Origin of the sequence: Spirulina subsalsa FACHB-351 (genome assembly GCF_026130165.1) — a bacterium.
Classification (GTDB): Bacteria; Cyanobacteriota; Cyanobacteriia; order Cyanobacteriales; family Spirulinaceae; genus Spirulina_A; species Spirulina_A subsalsa_A.
In genome coordinates, this window is sequence record NZ_JAIHOM010000030.1 from 28,418 (window position 1) to 48,257 (window position 19,840).

Genomic DNA, 19,840 nt, shown 5'->3' on the forward strand with positions numbered 1-19,840 from the left:
GAATCCTCTCCCCTGCTTCCCTATTCCCTATTAAACTCCCCTAAAATATTCTCAGCTGCCCGCTCACAAGCCCCAACTCCTCCCAGTGCGGCGGTCATTTCTTGATAGTCTTGCACCACTTTAGCCCGTCGTTGGTCGTTGAGTAAGAAATCCAACGACTCTTGAACTATGCGCTCTGAAGTGGCTTCTTCTTGTAATAATTCCGGCACAATTTCCCGCATTAATACCAAATTGGTGGGGGACATGAAGGGAATGGAAAAACGGAAAAAGGTACGCGCTAGCCACATGGTAAACCAATGCAGCCGATAAATCACCACTTGGGGAACTTGTAGGAGGGCAATCTCTAAGTTCACGGTGCCGGATTTGGTAATGGCGAGATCGGAGGCGGCGATCGCATCTAAGGTCTGATTTTGCAAAACTTTCAAGTTTAGGTCATATTTTGCCAAGATTTCGCCGATTTTCCCCTCATAAATATTCAACGACAGGGGCAGTAAAAATTGCAGATCGGGGATTTTCTCCTGAAGGTGTTGGGCGGCCTCTAACATCGGGGGAAGCAAAAACTTGATTTCTTGCCAACGGGAGGCTGGGAGGAGCGTCACCACTTTTTGCTCTGGTGTAAAACCAAAGCGTTGGCGGGCTTCTTCCCGACTGGGGGCTTGCTGCATTCGGTCTACAATGGGATGACCGACCCATTGGACATTTGCCCCCTGTTCCCTAAAAAAGTCGGCTTCTTGGGGAAATATGGCCAGAATCCGATCGGTTAAGGTGACAATTTCTTGAGTAGAACGCAGCGTAGGCGCCCAGACCCAACTCTGGGGGGCAATGTAGTAAAAAATAGGGAGATTGGGCAGTTGTTTCCGGGCAACACGGGCGAGGGCAATATTGGGATCGTGGTAATCAATCAAAACTAGGACATCCGGGGGCTGTTTTCGGAAGACCTGTCTAGCCCGTTTTTGCGCCTGTAAGGTGGGTAAAACGAAGGGGATGGACTCGAATAACCCAATGGAGCCGATTTGGGCTGTATTGGCGATAATCTCGGCTCCTGCTTCGGCCATGCGATCGCCTCCCAAGGCCACAATTTCTAAATCCAAACCTCGGTGCTGGGCTTGTTTATACAGGGCTTCGACGAGTAAAGCACCTTGTAAGTCCCCTGAGACTTCCCCGGTACTAATAAAAATACGCATTCTTTTTTATTCACTCTCAACAGAGTGCCGACCTTTAGACCGCCCCGGAATGGGGCCTCGACGCTTGGCACCTGTGGAGAGGTGGAGAAAACGCCGTAAATGTTGGAGATGTTCGTCATCTCCCAGTAAATCCAGTTGCTCAAGGGCTTCGGTCAAGGGCAAGGAGGAACGATAAAGCACCCGGAAAGCTTTCTTGAGTAAGGCAATCTCATCTTTGTTCATGCCCGCCCGTTTCAGACCAATTAAATTAAGCGATCGCACCCGAGACGGATTCCCCTCAATCAGCATATAGGGCGGCACATCCCGGTCTACTCGACTCATCCCCCCCAACATAGCCAATCGCCCAATATGAACAAATTGGTGGATGCCTAACACACCCCCCACCACGACCCGAGATTCAATTTCCACATGACCCGCCAAAGCTACCCCATTGGCAATCACAACATTGTCCCCCAACACACAGTTATGGGCAACATGAACATAGGCCATCAGTAAATTATTATTACCCAGAATCGTTTCCTCGCCCTCGTCGGTCGCTCGATTAATCGTGACATACTCCCGGATTTGGTTGCCGTCGCCAATGCGAACACGACTGGCGGCTCCCTTATACTTTAAATCTTGGGGTTCTAATCCGATGGCGGCTCCCGGAAAAATCCGATTATCTACGCCGATGTTTGTGGGGCCTTCAATCACCACATGAGCGCCGATGTGGGTATGTGCGCCAATCGTCACCTGTTCCCCAATCACGGCATAGGGACCAACTCGAACGGTAGGATGCAGTTCTGCTTGGGGATGAATAACAGCAGTGGGATGAATTAGTGTTTTCAACGGGACAACTCCGGCAATCTCACGTCACCAAATGATTTAGGAGAAATGACAAATTATACAAATTATGAAGATATCTTGACACAAGCCGGGCAACAAAAGCGGGAAATTGAGAAAATTTTCCCAGATTGTAGGGGCGCAACGCTTGCGCCCTTGGGTAAGGCTTGCGCCCTTGGGTAAGGCTTGCGCCCTTGGGTAAGGCTTGCGCCCTTGGGTAAGGCTTGCGCCCTTGGGTAAGGCTTGCGCCCTTGGGTCTTAATCAATTAAGGAGAACATCATCTCCGCTTCCGCACAAACCTGACCTTCTACTTCGGCCCGGCCGTACATTTTGCCAAAACGACCCCCTCGGACGCGCAAGAGTTCCACAGTCATCACTAATTGATCGCCGGGGACCACCGGACGGCGAAAACGGACTTTATCCATGCCCGCGAACACAAATAAGCCCCCCGGATGACTGGGCAGTTGGGTTAATACTACGCCCCCCACTTGAGCCATGGCTTCGACAATCAACACCCCCGGCATAATTGGACGATCGGGGAAGTGACCTTGAAAGTGGGGTTCATTAATACTAACGTTCTTAATCCCGATGGCTTGTTTGCCGGGGATATACTCAATAATGCGATCCACCAAGGCGAAGGGGTAACGATGGGGCAGGAGTTGGCGAATTTCTTCCACTTCGATGGTGGTAGGGGTTGGATCTTCAACCGGGGCGGTTTCCACAGCAGGAATAGGAGCAGTTTTCTTTTCTTCGGTGGTTAGGATGGTCATGGGTAATTGTGAATAGGTAATCGGTAAAGCCTTCAGCCCTCGGCGAGGAGGGCTTGAGCCAGTTGAATATGCAATTTATGACTTGCCTTATAAGCCAAAATATGAGCTTGGGGAAATAAGCCCAATAAACTTAAGTCTCCCACTAAATCTAAAAGTTTATGACGTGCGGGTTCATTTGCAAATCGTAAGGGGGGATTTAACCAGCCTGTTTCGTCACAAACGAGGGCATTTTCTAAAGTACCCCCTTTGATTAATCCGGCTTGGCGCAATTGTTCCACCTGATCGGCAAAGCCAAAAGTCCGGGCCGGTGCGATCGCCTCCTCAAACCGTTCTTGCTCCGGACTCCAGCTATACCATTGATTGCCAATGGCCGAGTAGGTGAAATCAATCCCATAGGTCAAGCGCAAACGGGGGGCCGGGAGTGCCGTGACAAAGGCCTCCCCTTCTTGTACCGTAATGGGTTGCTTCACCACTAGGGGGCTGGGGGTTTCCGCTTCCGGTAACTCCTGTAATCCCACTTGTGCGATCGCCTTGACCCACTCCCCCGCCGACCCATCCAATAACGGCACCTCCCCCCCATCGATCTCAATCCGTGCGTGATCCACCCCACAGCCCGCCAAAGCCGCCAAGAGATGCTCCACCGTCCGCACCTTCGCCATCCCTTGACCCAACTCCGTCGAGAGACTCGTTTGACACACTGCCCCCACCGTAGCCCGAATCACAGGCTGTTCCGGCAGATCCACCCGCACAAAATACCGCCCCCCCCTTTGAGCCGGACAGACCCGCACCCCAATCCTTTGACCACTGTGCAGACCCACCCCCCCACAGGAGAAAGCCTCTCGAATCGTCCTTTGAACCATTAGAACCGTTCCCCAATACCGAAATGCAAACGACTATCCCCCTGATCATTAAACCCATAATCCACCCGAATCGGACCCAGAGGCGATTGAATCCGCACCCCGACCCCATACCCCAAACCACTCCCCGGCTTATTGCGCACCCGTGCCGGATTCCCCGGAACAGACGACCCACTGCCCAAATCCGTCCCATAGTCCACAAACAACGTCCCCCCAATAAACGACAAAATGGGGAAACGATACTCCGCCGTCAACTGCAAATAAGAGCGACCACTGCCCACATTGCCCTCTTCATAACCCCGGACCGAATTCGCCCCCCCAATACTAAAGGCCTCATAGGGCGGTAAATCCCCTAAAACCGTTCCCGCTTGGATATTAAAAGCCAACGTTTGGGGTGCATCAGGATCTCGGCTTAAATTAAACCAATCCACCGGGATATAGCGGCTATAACTTCCTCGTAAACGATTAAAGAAAATCTGACCCGACCCAATAGGAATCGTTTGATCCATCCCTAAACGAATCAAACTCCCCGAAGTCGGCTGTAAGGGATTATTCCGGCGGTCATAAATTGCCCCCAACTGCAACGCCACAATCGTATCCCGACCACTCGGCGAGAAGGACAACAAATTACCCAAACTATCCACCGGACTGATATCCGCATTGCCATCTTGGATAGAAACCGCCTGATATTGGAAACCCGCCGAAAGCGTCCAGTCCGCCCGAGTAAAAGGATCCGGAGCCAAAGGACGAACAAAATTCACCCCGCCCCCCGTCCGTACCACCCGAGGGCGGTCATTGTTCGGTAAACGAATTTCGGGATCTCCCCCATCAAAAATCAAGGAAATCGTCCGCCGACGGAACGCATTCACCGTGTAAGACGTGCGATAAGGATCCCCCGCAATCCACGGATCCGTAAAAGCCACATCAAACAAGAACTCCCGCGTCCCAATTTGCAACTCCGCCGTTAAATCTTGATTATTGCCCCCCACATTGCGCTGTTGATAACTCCCCGTCCCGAAGAAGCCACTGGCGGAACTAATCCCCACCCCAGCCGCCACAGATCCGGTATTACCTTCTTGCACTTCCACATTGACAATCACCTGACTCGGATCAGTCCCCGGCTCAAAATTCAAGCGCGCATCTTGGAATAAGCCCAAGCCAAACACCCGTTGTAAATCCGCCTGAGCCATATCACGCTGGAAGATCCCCCCAGCGGCCATCTGCATTTCTCGGGTGACAATAAAGGGACGAGTCCGGCCGCTCACCTCTTCCCCTTCCTCGTTCAAAAACCGAACTTGTACATCTTCAATCAGCCCTTCAGCCACCTGCAATGTCACCACCCCATCACGAGACACTTGGGGACTGCCCAACACTTGGGCCAAATCATAACCATTGCTTTGATACCACTGATTCAGTGCCATCACATTTTCTTGCAAGGTGCGCAGATTGAGAGTCTCCCCATACTGACCGCCAAAAATCTCATCAACCACCTCTGGGGGAACCGCTCGCTGTTGGGCCCCTTCTGGTAGGGTTTGTAACACCACTTGCCGCAAGACTGGGTTCACGTCCACCTGAAAGGTAATCCGTACCCCTAGGGGCGTATCTTCAGGAACCTGAGTCACATTGGCGAAAAACCCCGTGGCAAAGACCGCGTTCACATCTTCTTGCAGTTGAGAACGGGTCGTAGTTCGACCGGGCTGGGTGCGAATGGCGTTATACACCACATCTTCCAGTTCAGGGGTCAGGTTATCCCCCGCGACTACCACCTCCGCCACTAATACCCTCGGTTCTCCTTCAGCCGGGGGGGCGGCTGGAGGTGGTTGGTCGAGGGGAGAAGGGGGTAATTGGGCTAAGTCCAAGGCGGTGGGTGCTGTCACGGCGGCGGGGGGAATCATCATCTCCCCGGCTATGATGGTTTCCCCACGGTCCTCGGTGGGGGACATCTCCCCCTGTACCCTGGTCTCGGAACTCTGGGGTTCCCCCGGTTGCTCACTGACTTCCGTTTGGGCTAGCTCCCCGTTGTCTTGTTCCAAACCCTGGGGGGCGCGGTTGTTGGCGAGGGAAGCCGGAATCGGTAGGGTGGCGGCAGCAACCGAGAGGGGGGTTTCCTCGGGGGACTCCTGAGAGAGCAACTGATGAGATAGAAGCTCATCCCAGATGCCCACAGACTGCTCTGGATTCCCCCAGTTTGGGGTTTCACTCAGAGGGGCCCCATTGACATCGGTGAGGGGCGAAGCCACGGAAACGAGGGATGACCAATCCAAGGACTCTAGGGCAACCATTGAGGGACTATCGGCTTGGGTCAGGGAATCTGGATTCCCCTCGGTCCAAGTGGCTACTTCCCCCAAAGCAGTACGCGCTAAACCCAAGGGGGCTGACGTTGTTAGAAAAACAACTAAAAGAGGAGATAAGCGCATATTTTTAAATGTTTTCAGCACTTCCACACACCAACTAACGTGATTTTGCAAGATTTACGGACAATTGGCTTGAACGGCCGCTAGCACCCGTTCCTGAATTTGTTGATAGGCCGCTTCCACTTGCCCGAGATCGTGACGGAATCGATCTTTATCCATCACCCGTTTATTGGGGTCGGTTTCTTGTTGATCCCATAAACGACAAGTATCTGGGCTGATTTCATCGGCCAGCAACAATTGATCGGTAGAATCGAGTCCAAACTCTAGTTTGAAGTCAACTAGCTGAATTCGACAACCCTTAAAGAACTGAGTTAAGTGTTCATTGACTTGTAACGCTTTGTCAATCAATTGTTCCACCTGTTCGGGTGTAGCCAGTTCCATCACTTGCAGACGTTCTAGGGTGAGTAGAGGGTCCCCGAGTTCATCTTTCTTATAATAAAATTCCACCAAGGGGGTGGGGAGAATCTTGCCGAGGGGGAGTCCGGTTTGTTTACACAAACTCCCGGCGGCGATGTTGCGGACGACTACTTCAAGGGGGAGAATTTTAACCGCCCGCACGCGCATCTGATTGGGGGTGGGCTGGTCGATGTAGTGGGTGGCAATCCCTTTGCTTTCTAGGTATTGGAAGAGGGCGGCGGATACGGTGCAGTTGATTTCTCCTTTGCCGAGGATTTGCCCCCGTTTTTGGGCGTTAAAGGCGGTGGCATCATCTTTGAAGTAGGAGATAAGGATATTGGGGTCGTCGGTGGGATAGAGGATTTTGGCTTTCCCTTCATACAGTTGTTCTTTAGGGGCTTGAGACATAGTTTCTCCTCGCTCATGGCAGATGGGGAATCTGGGTTAGGGAACTTCGGTTTTTGCTGGGTAGCAACTGGGTTCGGTGGATTCCCCGAATTGAATCCCCTCTAAACATAGATTTATCGGAAGATCGTGTCAAGACAGAGGGGACTTCTCCCACAACCGGGAAACAGAATCAACTGGAAGTTTGTCGATACAATGAGTAAGTAGGGTCTGCTGAATAAGCCCAACGCTAGACTCAACAAGGGAATAGGGAATAGGGAATAGGTAATAGGGAATAATTCTTGATTCCCCGATGCCCGACTCCCGACTCCCGCAAATCCCCGGATTCCCGACTCCCGAGTTATTCAGCAAGCCCTAAGTAGTGCTGAATGTTCCCCAATGGTCTATAAGTGGTAGCGCAATGTCTAATTCCCATCCTCCTAATCCCTCAAATCCTGATCAACCTACGAATAAAGAGCAGTTTTTATATCCTCGGAGTTCTTATCATGGCAAGTTTACACCGGAACGGTTAGTGTTTAATGCGAATTTGCAGGAGTTTGCCCAACGGGTGAATTTTATTTGCAATCTGGAAACGGCGGGTAAGATTTCGACCGAGGAAGCCTATCAACGGATTAAGGATTTATGGAAGGAACTGCGGCAAAGTAAACGGGAGTTAGGGATTGGTGATAATTCCTGACCTCCTCCCAACGCTGACTGTGATGGAAGCTTAACGGTGGGAGTGTCAACGTGCTGAAATATTGCTTTGTTCTGTTTTTATCCTGTGCGATCGCCTTTGGGGTAGCAGCTACCTTGTCTCTGCCTCTCTCCTTGCCTTGGAGTCCTCAGCCTACCCTCGCCAAAAGCCCCTCCCCTTCCCCCCTAGAAACCGTCACCCTCCAACTCAAATGGCGGCATCAGTTCCAGTTTGCGGGCTACTACGCCGCCAAAGCCCAAGGCTATTATGAACAAGCGGGGCTAGATGTCCAGATGCGAGAAATCCCGGAGAATGGCTCCCCCGTCGAAGCCGTCCTAAAAGGAGAGGCAGAATTCGGCGTAGCTGGCTCTGATTTAGTCCTCCTACGCAATCAAGGCCATCCCGTTGTCGCCCTCGCCGCCATTTACCAACATTCCCCCTCCGTAATCATTGCCCGTCGTCAACCCAACTTAGATCATATTCATGATCTCGTCGAAAAACGAGTCATGATTGAGGATCATGCCGCCGAACTCATCGCCTATTTAAAATCTGAAGGGATTGCACTAGACCAACTCATTCAAGTTCCCCATAGTTTCACCCCCCTTTCCTTAATTAACAGGCGCGTCGATGCTATGTCCGGGTCGTCTACTGATGAACCTTTTTTTTTAAACCAAGTAAATATCCCCCACATTATCTTTAATCCTCGGGTGGGAGGAATTGACTTTTATGGTGATACCTTATTTACCACGGAAGCCCAAATTAAACGCTATCCCCAGCGCGTGAAAGCCTTCCTGAATGCTTCTTTAAAAGGCTGGGAATATGCCCTCGAACACCCCGAGGAAATTATTGAGTTAATCTATACAGAATATAGTCCCCGCCACAGTCGAGCGCATTTGAGGTATGAAGCTGAAGCAAGTAAGCGCCTTATCCTCTCCGATGTCGTAGAAATTGGCTATATGAACCCCGGACGCTGGCACTATATCCTGAAAGTTTATCATGATCTCGGATTTGGCAAGGGCTATAGCTCACTCGCCGGATTTATCTATGAACGCTATCCTCAACCGAATCTCACCTGGGTTTATTTAGTTTTCATTACTATTTTGAGCATTTTAGGTTTTGTTTCTTGGATTGCCCTACGCTTCTATCAACTCAACAATCGCATTCGACAGGAAGTAAACGAACGAATGGAAACGGAGCGTAGTTTACGCGCTTTAGAAAAAAGATATCGTTTCTTGGTTGAAAGTTCTCCTTTCCCCATTGTGATTTCTGAGTTTGAAACCGGGAAAATTTGTTATATTAATCCTAAAGCTGCTCAAACTTTTAAAGTCAAACCTAATCGAGCTATTGGTCATTTAACACAAAATTTCTATGTCTACCCTGAAGACCGAAATTGCATCCTTAAAAGTTTAAAAAAGCAGGGATTTATACAAGATTTTGAAACAAAGCTATTCGACTCAAAAAGAAAATTTTTTTGGGCAAATATATCAGGCACTTTAATCAATTTTGATGGCAATCTTTGCCTTTTTATTACCTTAATTGATATTACCCAACGCAAGCAACTAGAGGAACAATTATCGCGACTCGCCATGACAGATGAACTGACTGGACTTTATAACCGTCGCTATTTTTTCCAACGGGGTAGAGAAGAACTGAATAATGCCGTTGATGATGTCTCTCTCCTCGTAATAGATATTGACTTTTTCAAAAAAGTCAATGACACTTTTGGTCATGATGTCGGCGATTTAGTCTTACAATCTGTGGCTGAGTTGCTCAAATCTCAAGCCACACCTTATGATCTTTTAGGCAGATTAGGGGGGGAAGAATTTGCCCTTTTACTGCCACACACTAGACTACAAGAGGCGACCTATCGGGCTAAAAATATTTGTGAGATCATTGCCCAAGAAAAAATTTCAGTACATTGTAATTCTATCCAGATTACGGTGAGTATTGGAGTGGCTACGACTTCTCCTCACGATTTAGATATTCGCAAACTCTTTAAAGGAGCGGATCTGGCTTTGTATGAAGCCAAAAACTCAGGGCGGAATTGTGTGGTTCAATTATCGCGAGTGGAGAGTCCAGATTGAATGGCCGTAATCAGATCCTCACTATTCCAGGGTTTCGCAAGGTAGGAGTGTAATTCTGCTTGTTCACAGGCCCGTTCAATGGCACTTTGATCGGCTTGCCCTGTGAGTAAAATTTTAACGACTTTGGGATACTTTTCATGAACTTGAATCAAGAATTCATCCCCTTTAATCCCGGGCATTAGCCAATCAGAAACAATTACAATAACATCTACTCCGTCACTACGATATTCTTCTATGATTTCTAAGGCTTCGTTCGCACTCTCCGCCATTTCGTATAGGTAACGATCTTGAAAAGCACTTTTGAGTTGGATTTTTAAACTGTTTAAAACAACAGCTTCGTCATCAACACATAGAATAATCGGTTTAGTCATGAGCAGGAACACTCCCTAGGAATCAGCGTGAATCGGCAAGGTAATAATAAACTCCGTACCCTCCCCTAGGTTGGAAACAAAACTCAGGTGTCCGTGATGATTGTCCTCAATAATTTGTTTGACGATGGACAAACCAATCCCTGTCCCTTTCCCTAAAGGCTTGGTGGTGAATAAATATTCTAACGCTTTTTGCTGCACTTCCTCGGACATTCCCCCCGCATTGTCCTTAATCCGGATCTCCAGTAGGCTGGTGTCAGGATGTAAAGCTGTGCTGATCAGGATTTCGTCCTGACTAGCAGTGTATTCCCCGGATGTTTTGTTCTGATTGCGTTCGTCAAAGGCATCAATCGCGTTGGCGAGTAAGTTCATAAAGACTTGATTAATTTGACTGGGAAAGCAACTAATACTAGCGTTCTCGCAAAGATTTTGAGTAATCAAAATTTCTGGACGTTTTGGAGTGCCTTTAATTCTATTCTTTAGGATAGAAAGCGTACTATCTAGCCCTTTATTAACATCAAATTTTACTTTTTGCTGTTTATAATCTGAACGGGAAAAAATGCGCATAGAAGAACTAATATGTTCGAGCAGTTTCGCTCCTTGCTGCATGGAGTGAATCAGTTCTGGTAAATCTTCACTAATATAATCTAAGTCAATTTCTTCAATATAATCCCGAATTTCAGAAATGGGGTCTGGGTAATTTTTTTGATAAAGTTGAAAGAGAGCTAGTAAATCAGAACAATAGTTTTTGATATAAAATAAATTGCCAGTAATACTGGAAATGGGATTATTAATTTCATGGGCAACTCCGGCGACTAATTGCCCCAGACTGGACATTTTTTCCTGTTGAATGAGTTGGACTTGGGTGGTGGTTAAAATTTTCTCTTTTTCTTGTAGTTTTTCAATTAAATAAGCTTGTTCGCCGTTCAGTTTTTCTAAGGTTTGATTCATTTTGGTCAGTTGCTGGTTTTGCTGAATCAGCTTTTCATCTTGCCAGTATCGACTAAGGGCTTCTTGTACGGTGAGAATTAGGTCGGCGGTTTCCCACGGTTTGGACATATAGCGATATAAATTGGCATACTGAATGGCATAGGCAACTCCTTCTAGATTTGCTTGACCTGTTAACATAATTTTGCGGGTGCGGGGGGATAAATCATGGATTTTATGGAGGAGTTTATCCCCGGTAATATCGGGCATGGTGTAGTCACAAATCACGAGAGGAATGGTATGTTTATCCTCTAGTAGTTCTGTGACTACTTCAAGGGCTTCTGTCCCGGATTCAGCCGTTTCAATGAAGTAATCCTGATTGAGTGACTTCTTGAGTTGAATCCTTAAACTATCTACAATAGTGTGATCATCATCAATACAGAGGATTACAGGTTTAGGCATAGGATTATTCTCCTGGCTCAAGGGGAATCATCACTTGAAATGTGGTGTTTCCCGGAACTGAGGTGACTTTAATCATTCCTTGGTGTTTGTCTATGATCTTTTTAACAATGTCTAAGCCTAATCCACTGCCTTCTCCGGAGGATTTGGTGGTGAAAAAGGGCTGGAAGATTTTCTCTTGGATTTCTGGGGGGATGCCTTGGCCGTTGTCGGTAATGTTGACTTGAATATGGCGATCGCGCACTCCTACCTCTAGGGTCAGGATTCCCTTATACCCCATCGCTTGCAGGGCATTGTGAATCAGGTTAGTCCAGACTTGATTCAATTCGTCGGGATAACAGAGAATCTCGGGAACTTGTTCGTATTTCTGCACGACTTCCACCCCATGTTTTAACTGATTGTGATAAAGGGTGAGGACGGTATCTAAACCATCAATAATATTGGCTTTTAGCAGTTCCCCTTTATAGTCATGGCGGGCATAGGTTTTGAGAGCAAAAACGATTTTAGCCGCCCGTTCGGTTGCCGTGACAATGGTTTGGGTGCTGCGTTGTAAGCTCGAAAATTGATAGGACATTTGCAGGAGATGATCCTGTTGGGGATCTTTCAACATCTCAATGAAGGGGTCGATATTTTCGTAAATCCCAATATCTACTAAAGTGTCAGAAATACTATCACTGTTGGGAATATTATGCTCGTCCAGTTGTGCCATCAGTTTACGTCGGATTTGGCGTTTTTCTTTACTGGTGATGGCAAGAGGTTGTTGAGTGGTTTGTTCGAGGAGTTGTAAAAACTGTTTTTGATGATCTGGACTCAAGTTTTGGAAAAATTGGGGAATGTCTAGTAGGTGAGTTTTGAGGAAATCATCAATGTTTTCAATGGAGGAACGAATGGCACCAAGGGGGGTATTAATCTCATGGGCAATCCCAGCGACTAATTGACCCAATGCGGCCATTTTTTCTGATTGAACCAGTTGGGCTTGCGTGTTTTGCAGGTTGGTTAAGGTAATACTCAGTTCTTCTTTTTGTTCGCCTAGTTGTTGGTTGACTTGTCGCAAATCTTGAAACTGTTGGGCGAGTTTATCGGCCATGTCTTGGAAGTTTGTCCCCAAGGAGGCAATTTCCACTACAGGACTTTGAGGTAAGCTGAAACCTTGATTCGAGGCGAGTTTGTCGGGGAGGTTAGATGTTTCGGTGGCGAGATGGCTGAGGGGCTTAACTAGGGTGCGACTGACGAGGGCGGACATGAGTAGGGCGATCGCAAAAATGCCCAACAACACGCCCAAACTTACCAGATACTGGTATTGCAACCCATCAATATAACTGCGCGCTGGGACAAAGGTAAACAACGTCCAAGGAATATCTTCCCGGATTTGCATTCGTTTGAAATAAAAGGACTGAGCATTCCGCGCCATAATGGGTAACTGTTGTTTTGTTAACCACTGGGAGAGTCCAGACTCTAAGCTAATAATTTCCCCCTCATCTAGTGCCACTAATGTCTCATCTTCGGGGTAAGAAGCAATCACTTCTCCCGTCGGTTTACGCAAAATAAACTGAATCACATCACTCGCTAAGACACTATTCAGTTGTTCCCCTAGGGTTTCTTGGTCAACAATCCCTACTACACAGGAATTCGCGGCTGATCCCTGATGAGCTACCTTGATGAACAATTCCAAAGTATCTGGGTTAAATCGAATATTGGGTAACGTGGCACAATTTAAAGCTCCTTCCCCATTATTGACCACTTCAATGGCTTTAAAGTCGGCATAATAAGGGCTAGTGAGATCAGAACTTGCCCCATTTTCAGCATTGTTTAACACAACCCCTAAAATTTCTGATTTTGTCTCATACCAATCAAAAATCAAGTTCGAGATCACGACCTTTTGGGTATCAATTCGATCTTGAACATTTTCCTGCATAGATTGGTAAGTATTATCGGCTGTCCAAGTGATTAACAGTAAGGCGGGAACAACCACAAACGCGAATAACAAATTAAACAGGACGTTCTGGAACGATAAGTCATATCTGCCCGAAGAGACAATCTTTTTCTTATCCAGTGCTTCAATGGCATTAATAATAAAAATGGCAACTAAAGCATTAAATATCCCATTAAGCGGTTGTTTGAACAAAATCATCAAAGCGGAAATCGTCCCCAGACCCATTACAATGCGGTAAAATAACCACACTAAGGGCATCCCGATCAACAGCCAGTACAAACCCGTTAATGTGAGTAGGTTCTGTTTATTGCGCTGCCAAAAGTAACCCACTATCACCGTTTCTAACGTGAAAATAATCACCGCGTAGGGATGACCCCACGCGACCCATGTTTTGAGACTCACAAGAAAGCCAACCACTCCCCCAATGGGTAATCCAAACAGCCAAATAATCAGCCAAACGGCAACACTTCCGAAAAGAAAATCAATGCTTAAAAATAAGTTAATTTTTAATAAATCATTGCCTAAGTATGCTGCCAAGGTCAACAGAAATAAAATAGGCAGTAAATAAGGCTTGGGGAAAATGGATTTAAAACTTGGGCGAAAAGTTTTGTTGTTCATCACTTAACTTATTTTTGAACGAATTAAGACTAACTAAACCTAGATGCCCCTGAGTAAAATTGGTTGCCTTTGATTCTAACAATAATAGCCAGTTGATCTCTAAAAAACTGAAGTTATCGCTCACAAAAATGTCCTTAAAGGATGAAAATAACAAAGCTTGATGCGCTAATAGATCAACATTTGGAATCTATCTTTAATTTCATCTTTTCAGAGAAAACCCTTGAGATTTACTTCAGATTAATGCAAAAAAGCTCCCCGGAAGTCAGCTGCTCCAGACTGTCGTAAAACTTAGGGACAAATTAGGGACAAATAAACTGAGAATATCAGCTTATTGTATCACCTTTTTCTGTGCCACATTTTTAAATTAATCTTTTCTTGATTCTATCTTGGGGTTAATCCCAAATTCTTTCCGGAGGACAACACCCGATCCTAGTATTAAACTGAGATAGTTGTCAACTGATATGTTACTAAATATTTATAATTTGAAACAAAAATTAATAAAATAAATTCAAAGAATATTGATGATTGGCTATGGCGGATTTGTACAACTTCTTGAACAAAGGAATCTAAGGGATTCTAGGCAGAAACCCAATTTCCCTATCTCCTAGTATGAGGAGAGAAACTGGGTTTCTATAGGGATTAATCTTGAGAAAAATTAGTGATTAATGTTTGCCATTGACATAATAATCCCGTGTCCCTTTGGCATCTAAGGCTTCTCCTAAGCGGTTAATGGCGTGAACATAGGCAGCGGTGCGCATAGAAGTCCCTAATTCTTGGCAAATTTGCCAAGTGGCTTCGGTTTCTTCGATCATTTTTTCTTTCAGACGTTCTTGAACTTCCGTCGCTGACCAATATAAGCCACTGCGGTTTTGCACCCACTCGAAGTAACTCACCGTCACGCCTCCAGCATTGACTAAAATATCCGGGAAGACTTGAATTCCTTTTTGTGCCAGAATTTGATCGGCGGCGGAAGTCGTCGGGCCATTGGCGACTTCAAAGATATATTTAGCCTGAATTTGCTCGGCGTTGGCGGCGGTGATTTGGTTTTCTAAGGCGGCTGGAATTAAGACATCAACATTAAGGGTTAAGAGTTCCTCGTTGGTGATGGCGGCGTGTTCATCGATACTACAGACGGTATCTTGACAATAAAAATTCGTGAGACTTTGATGATCTTCTTTATAGCGGCGAATGGTGGGAATATCTAAGCCTTTTTGGCGATACATTCCCCCTTGGGAGTCACTGACGGCAACGACTTTGTAGCCTGCTTTGGCTAATAATTCGGCTAGAATTCCCCCGACGTTGCCAAATCCTTGAACGGCGACGGTGGTATTACTGGGGACTTGATCGAATTTAGGTAGGATGGTTTGAATGCTATAAAAGGCACCTAAAGCGGTGGCACTTTCTCGGCCCTGACTGCCTCCCATCATGAGGGGTTTTCCGGTGACGACGGCGGGGCAAACTTGGCGTTTAATAATGGAGTATTGATCCATCATCCACCCCATGATCATGGAGTTGGTGTAAACGTCGGGGGCGAGAATGTCAATGTCGGGGCCAATAAAATCGGCGATCGCATCAATATATCCCCGACTCAAACGTTCCAACTCATGACGGGATAACTCCTTGGGATTTAGTGTCACCCCTCCCTTAGCCCCCCCAAAAGGTAAATTTAACAATGCGCACTTAAAGGTCATCCAAAAGGCTAAAGATTGCACTTCATCAAGGGACACATTGGGATGGAAACGCACTCCCCCCTTACCGGGGCCGCGAGTGTCATCATAGCGCACCCGGTAGCCTTGGAACACGCGCAAAGACCCATTATCCATTCGTACCGGAATCGACACACTTAAGCTCGCTTTAGGGGATTTTAAGCGGCAGAGTGCATCTTCGGAAACTGTGACATATTTTAATGCTTCTTCTAAGCGGCTACTAGCATCTGCCAAGAGGGATACTATAGGTTTATTCGTTGCTAATTCAATGGTCATAACTACCTCTATTTGTAAATGTCAATATCAAATGTCTATACTTTTGTAACAAATAGATATCACGTATTTTCTCCCCAACAATTAGGATAATTACCTAATATTAAAAGCAGTCTAATCAAGGTTACGAATTCTTTAGTCTTTTCTTAACTACAATGTAGCATTCCTTACCTATTTTCTATTGACTAAATGATGTAATAAAAAACACCATGACACACCCTCGCCACTCACCTCAGCAAGTTGCTATAGTGCAAGGATATCTCTTGCAATCCCTAGGGCTTGCTGAGAAAGTTTGCTTGTAGGGGAGTCAGGAATACTTAATAATTATTAATTATTCGTTCTCCCAATTCTGCTACGGGTGCATTGGTTGGGGTGCAGTGATTGCCGACCTCCCATCTGCATCTCAAAGAACTGAAAATCTGTTGTGCTGCCTACTTTTTAGTAAAACACAATAAAACAGTATAATTGGCTACATCTTAATATTTATTTACAATTTGCCAAGGAACGGAAATTTTTCTGTCCCCTAGTCCTTTTGCCCAAGAATAAGGTGAGAATAGAAAAAAGCAACCGAGTTGGTGACATCTTTTTCTGAACCGCTTTCTGGATTCAAGCTAAGTAGAAATGCTTAATCTTATCTCAGAATATCGGGGTGCATTAACCGTTGCATTAGGTTATCCGCACGATGGTTATATTTATCGGAGTTTTAGCCGCGCTTTCGGCCGCCGCGGCCGCCGGACTCAGAATTGGTCTGCCTTTACTGCTAATTGGTTTATTGCGCACCGAGGAACTTTGGGACAATATGCCCATTTTATCGGCGATTGACCCGGCGGTTGTGTTTGGGGTCTTAACCAGTTGGTCTTTATTTGAATTATTCGGGTCGAAAAAACTGCTCGGACAACGGGTCTTACAACTCATTCAACTGGGATTTAGTCCTATTGTTGGGGGATTGATGGCGGTGACGGTTATGAAGTTAACCCCCTTAGATGTTGATATCTTATGGTTGATTGGGATTTTGGGCGGATTATTTGCCTTTGTGTTGAAATTAGTCCAAGTGGGTTGGTTTTTCCGTCTGCGGGGTTTGCCTGTGTGGGTGGCACTATTAGAGGATTTATTATCGATTTTTTTGGTTATTTTTGCGCTGAATGCACCCCAACAAGGGGGATTAATTGCTATGTTTCTCTTGTGGTTATGTGTGCGAAGTTCTAGCACTTGGTATCGTTGGTATCGTAGTCAGGGAGAAGAGCGACCGTTACCTTAGTTCATCAAATAGCAGAAGGTGGGGAGAAATTTAGATTACAATTTGTGGCAATAACAAGATGATGGATGATCTGACTTGGGTCAGTGTATTAATTGTTTTAAGGCAAAAAATCAACTATTATGGCGAGTATACAGCATTTTCTCCCTAAGCTAGAGAAATCCCCCGATGCAATTATGGAATATTGGCTAACTGAGACGGAACAACAAAGCAAGCTTTTACAAGCGGTTCTCGATCCCCACAATTTTAAGATTCTTTACGCGAATGATCAATTCTGTTATTGGAGTGGCATCGCGGAGGAGGGGGGGGATTTTCGAGATCAAGACTTTTGCCTGTTTGATTTGTTTGCGGATTTTGAGATAGAAACCCAACAAGCATTATACCGTCGTCATATTTTCCCCTTAATTTTGCGGGATATTTATGGCATTGAACCCCCTCAATGGCGATTATCGGATGAGCCTCATGTGGTGACGTTTTACAATGAGGTGACGGAGGAAAAGCACTATATTCAGTTTTGGTTGCGTTCGGAACATTTACGGGTTGAACGGATTGATCCGGAGTTGGATGAGTTTGGGGAAATTGACTGGGAAAATCAGGTTTCTTTGCCGTCTCAGTTGTTAGAAGAACGGATTCAATGGTCTAATTATCGGGTGCGGGGACAATTGTTGTGGGAAGGGTTTGAGATTACCCGTCAGGAAACGATTAGGCGGTTAATGGATTTGTTGATCTCCTGTGAGTCGATGTTTGAACAGGATACATTTTGTGCCTTTGGGGATCAAATGCGATCGCTCTTCCACGCGGAAACCTTGGCAATTTTGAGTCTACAACAGGGACAAGTGCAGTTTTTGATCTGTAATCGGAAGCAACTGGATACCCATGATTTCGACAGTTTGGATGATTTCCCCGGCTCCCATTTTCTGCGCGCAGCAGAAGGGAATCGGGTGTGGAATGTCCCTAATTTGGAGCAAGATCATCCCACTGTATTAGAGGAATATTTACTAGACAAGGGATGTGGTTCCTTGTTGCTCATTCCCCTGCGTTTACCCTTGTCGGAGATGGAGGAGGGGAAAGCGGGACAATTATTAGGGGTGGTGGCGATGGGAAGTCAACGCGCTAATAATTTTGAGCAAATTGACGCTTGTCATGCGGAGGAGTTGATTCCTGCCTTGCGGATGGCCCTGCGTGAGGCGACGGGAGAGAAATTGGCTCGTGTTCATCCTTCGGTAGAATGGCGGTTTCGTCAGGAAGCGGAACGCCGGAGTTTAGGCATGGCTTCAGAACCGATTGTTTTTGCTCAGGTGTATCCTTTGTATGGGATGTCGGATATTCGGGGATCTTCTCAGGAACGCAATCGAGCGATTCAAGAGGATTTAGTGGCTCAATTTCAGTCGGCGCTGGAGTTGGTGGAGTCGGCACTGGAGTTTAAGGCGATCGCCTTTTTAGAACAATTAAAGCTGGATTTGTTGGCTTATCTGGAACGGCTTCAAGGGGGAATCCAAGTAGAGGATGAAACCACGGCCTTACAGTATTTGCGCCAACATATTGAGGTTTATTTTGATTATTTCCGCCAATGTGGGGAAAAGACAGAACGCCAAGTGAGGGAGTATCTGGAGGCTTGCGGGAATGAACACCATTGTATTTATACCTCCCGCGATCGCTACGACCAACAGATTAATCAACTCAACCACCACCTACGGGAAACTTGGGACAAATGGCAAAGCCGAATGCAGGACATTTTCCCCCACTACTGCGATTTACAAGTCAGTGATGGCATTGATCACATGGTGTATGTGGGATCGAGTATTCATGAGGGGTTTTCTCCCTTCCACCTGCACAGTTTACGCTACGAGCAACTGCGGGCCCTCTGTGATTGTGACTCACAGAAATCTATTGTCTTAAACAAATCGGCCGGGAATATATGGGGAAAATGGCGCAACTGTCCCCCAACTGTGATGAGCGGGTACAATATACCCTATTTTGTGCCGATGAAACCTACCACCTCACCCAACTGCGGAAATTTTTTCATCCTCCCGAATGTCTGGGAATGGAATATCTCTGGTTTCGTTTCCTGCAAAATAAGATCCGACAAGAAGAGCAACCCCTGTTATTATTTGCCATCCAAGTCTTTTTAAAAGGTTGGAGTTTAACCTACTACCAGCAACTGATCCGGGAGTGTTGTCATCACCAATTCAGGCAAGTTTTAACCGGATTTCTGCCCCAAGAGTCCTTTTATCACATCACTGGGATAACACGCTATAAACAGCAGGGGGAGCGATTCCAGGACTTACCCCGCTTGATCGCGATTATGACCGATCTGTTAGCCTTAATGCAGTGGACTCCTCATCCGGTTTTAGCGATCGCCGAACAAATGACAGGCTACCTGACACCTCGGCAAAAACAAGAACTTCAGGCTGAATTAAACCTCCCCCAATACCATCAAGAACGCTGGCAGCGAATGGGTTTCTTATTGAGTCAAGAAAAGAGTGGAATTCTCCTCAACATAACCCAACCTAAAGTCAGCAGGGGTCGCCCGTTATACCCGTAGGGTTAGCGGGGGAGAACCTCACATTTTACCGATCATGTTTTCTTGAAAGCCCCGATACTTTAGGACGGGGATGAAAAGAAAAACAGTATGTAACCCGCGAAGCGTCAGCACTTAATGAGCCTTGCCAGTTTTATTAAGTGTGTTATAATG

The 19,840-nt window shown here is 46.4% G+C and carries 15 protein-coding genes; 5 read left to right on the top strand and 10 right to left on the bottom strand.

Annotation, left to right across the window (positions count from 1 at the left end):
* Window positions 1–20: 20 nt before the first annotated feature.
* The 6 genes from lpxB to purC all read right to left on the bottom strand — a co-directional run bounded on the left by lpxB (window position 21) and on the right by purC (window position 6,852).
* A complete protein-coding gene (gene lpxB, locus K4A83_RS07930; protein WP_265263938.1) occupies window positions 21–1,184 on the bottom strand; it encodes a lipid-A-disaccharide synthase in 1,164 nt (387 codons plus the stop codon).
* A gap of 6 nt (window positions 1,185–1,190) precedes the next feature.
* Window positions 1,191–2,012 (bottom strand): acyl-ACP--UDP-N-acetylglucosamine O-acyltransferase, encoded by an 822-nt coding sequence (gene lpxA / locus K4A83_RS07935; protein ID WP_265263939.1) that lies wholly within the window; start codon window positions 2,010–2,012, stop codon window positions 1,191–1,193.
* Between the two features lie 252 nt (window positions 2,013–2,264).
* The gene (gene fabZ / locus K4A83_RS07940) at window positions 2,265–2,777 is read right to left on the bottom strand and encodes a 3-hydroxyacyl-ACP dehydratase FabZ (RefSeq protein WP_265263940.1); all 513 of its coding nucleotides are present in this window, start codon (window positions 2,775–2,777) and stop codon (window positions 2,265–2,267) included.
* 32 nt (window positions 2,778–2,809) lie between these two features.
* The gene (lpxC, locus tag K4A83_RS07945; RefSeq protein WP_265263941.1) at window positions 2,810–3,637 is read right to left on the bottom strand and encodes a UDP-3-O-acyl-N-acetylglucosamine deacetylase; all 828 of its coding nucleotides are present in this window, start codon (window positions 3,635–3,637) and stop codon (window positions 2,810–2,812) included.
* Window positions 3,637–6,051, bottom strand: coding sequence for a BamA/TamA family outer membrane protein (locus K4A83_RS07950; RefSeq protein ID WP_407809946.1), 2,415 nt, complete (start codon window positions 6,049–6,051; stop codon window positions 3,637–3,639). The genes lpxC and K4A83_RS07950 overlap by 1 nt, the downstream gene beginning before the upstream one ends.
* A gap of 54 nt (window positions 6,052–6,105) precedes the next feature.
* Window positions 6,106–6,852, bottom strand: coding sequence for a phosphoribosylaminoimidazolesuccinocarboxamide synthase (gene purC / locus K4A83_RS07955; protein WP_265263943.1), 747 nt, complete (start codon window positions 6,850–6,852; stop codon window positions 6,106–6,108).
* A 397-nt stretch (window positions 6,853–7,249) separates the two neighbouring features.
* Here purC and K4A83_RS07960 point away from each other — a divergent pair, with 397 nt between their 5' ends.
* Window positions 7,250–7,525: a DUF7219 family protein gene (locus K4A83_RS07960; protein ID WP_265263944.1), complete on the top strand. Its 276-nt coding sequence runs from the start codon at window positions 7,250–7,252 to the stop codon at window positions 7,523–7,525.
* 50 nt (window positions 7,526–7,575) lie between these two features.
* Window positions 7,576–9,606: a diguanylate cyclase gene (locus tag K4A83_RS07965; RefSeq protein ID WP_265263945.1), complete on the top strand. Its 2,031-nt coding sequence runs from the start codon at window positions 7,576–7,578 to the stop codon at window positions 9,604–9,606.
* Here the strand turns inward: K4A83_RS07965 and K4A83_RS07970 are convergent.
* The 4 genes from K4A83_RS07970 to K4A83_RS07985 all read right to left on the bottom strand — a co-directional run bounded on the left by K4A83_RS07970 (window position 9,576) and on the right by K4A83_RS07985 (window position 15,893).
* Window positions 9,576–9,977: a response regulator gene (locus K4A83_RS07970; protein WP_265263946.1), complete on the bottom strand. Its 402-nt coding sequence runs from the start codon at window positions 9,975–9,977 to the stop codon at window positions 9,576–9,578. The two genes, K4A83_RS07965 and K4A83_RS07970, sit on opposite strands and share 31 nt — an antisense overlap.
* A 15-nt stretch (window positions 9,978–9,992) precedes the next feature.
* Window positions 9,993–11,363 carry a hybrid sensor histidine kinase/response regulator gene (locus tag K4A83_RS07975; protein WP_265263947.1) on the bottom strand — a complete coding sequence of 457 codons (1,371 nt, stop codon included), beginning with the start codon at window positions 11,361–11,363 and terminating at the stop codon, window positions 9,993–9,995.
* Between the two features lie 4 nt (window positions 11,364–11,367).
* A complete protein-coding gene (locus tag K4A83_RS07980; protein ID WP_265263948.1) occupies window positions 11,368–13,911 on the bottom strand; it encodes an ATP-binding protein in 2,544 nt (847 codons plus the stop codon).
* A 662-nt stretch (window positions 13,912–14,573) separates the two neighbouring features.
* On the bottom strand, window positions 14,574–15,893 hold the full coding sequence (locus tag K4A83_RS07985; RefSeq protein ID WP_265263949.1) for a Glu/Leu/Phe/Val family dehydrogenase: 1,320 nt from the start codon (window positions 15,891–15,893) through the stop codon (window positions 14,574–14,576).
* 679 nt (window positions 15,894–16,572) lie between these two features.
* On the opposite strand from K4A83_RS07985, the gene K4A83_RS07990 reads away from it, so the two are divergent.
* The 3 genes from K4A83_RS07990 to K4A83_RS08000 all read left to right on the top strand — a co-directional run bounded on the left by K4A83_RS07990 (window position 16,573) and on the right by K4A83_RS08000 (window position 19,690).
* Entirely contained in the window at window positions 16,573–17,148 is a 576-nt protein-coding gene (locus K4A83_RS07990; RefSeq protein WP_265263950.1) for a DUF4126 domain-containing protein, read from the top strand.
* Window positions 17,149–17,267: 119 nt separating this feature from the next.
* Window positions 17,268–19,277 (top strand): GAF domain-containing protein, encoded by a 2,010-nt coding sequence (locus K4A83_RS07995; RefSeq protein ID WP_265263951.1) that lies wholly within the window; start codon window positions 17,268–17,270, stop codon window positions 19,275–19,277.
* The gene (locus tag K4A83_RS08000) at window positions 19,190–19,690 is read left to right on the top strand and encodes a hypothetical protein (RefSeq protein ID WP_265263952.1); all 501 of its coding nucleotides are present in this window, start codon (window positions 19,190–19,192) and stop codon (window positions 19,688–19,690) included. The genes K4A83_RS07995 and K4A83_RS08000 overlap by 88 nt, the downstream gene beginning before the upstream one ends.
* Window positions 19,691–19,840: the final 150 nt, after the last annotated feature.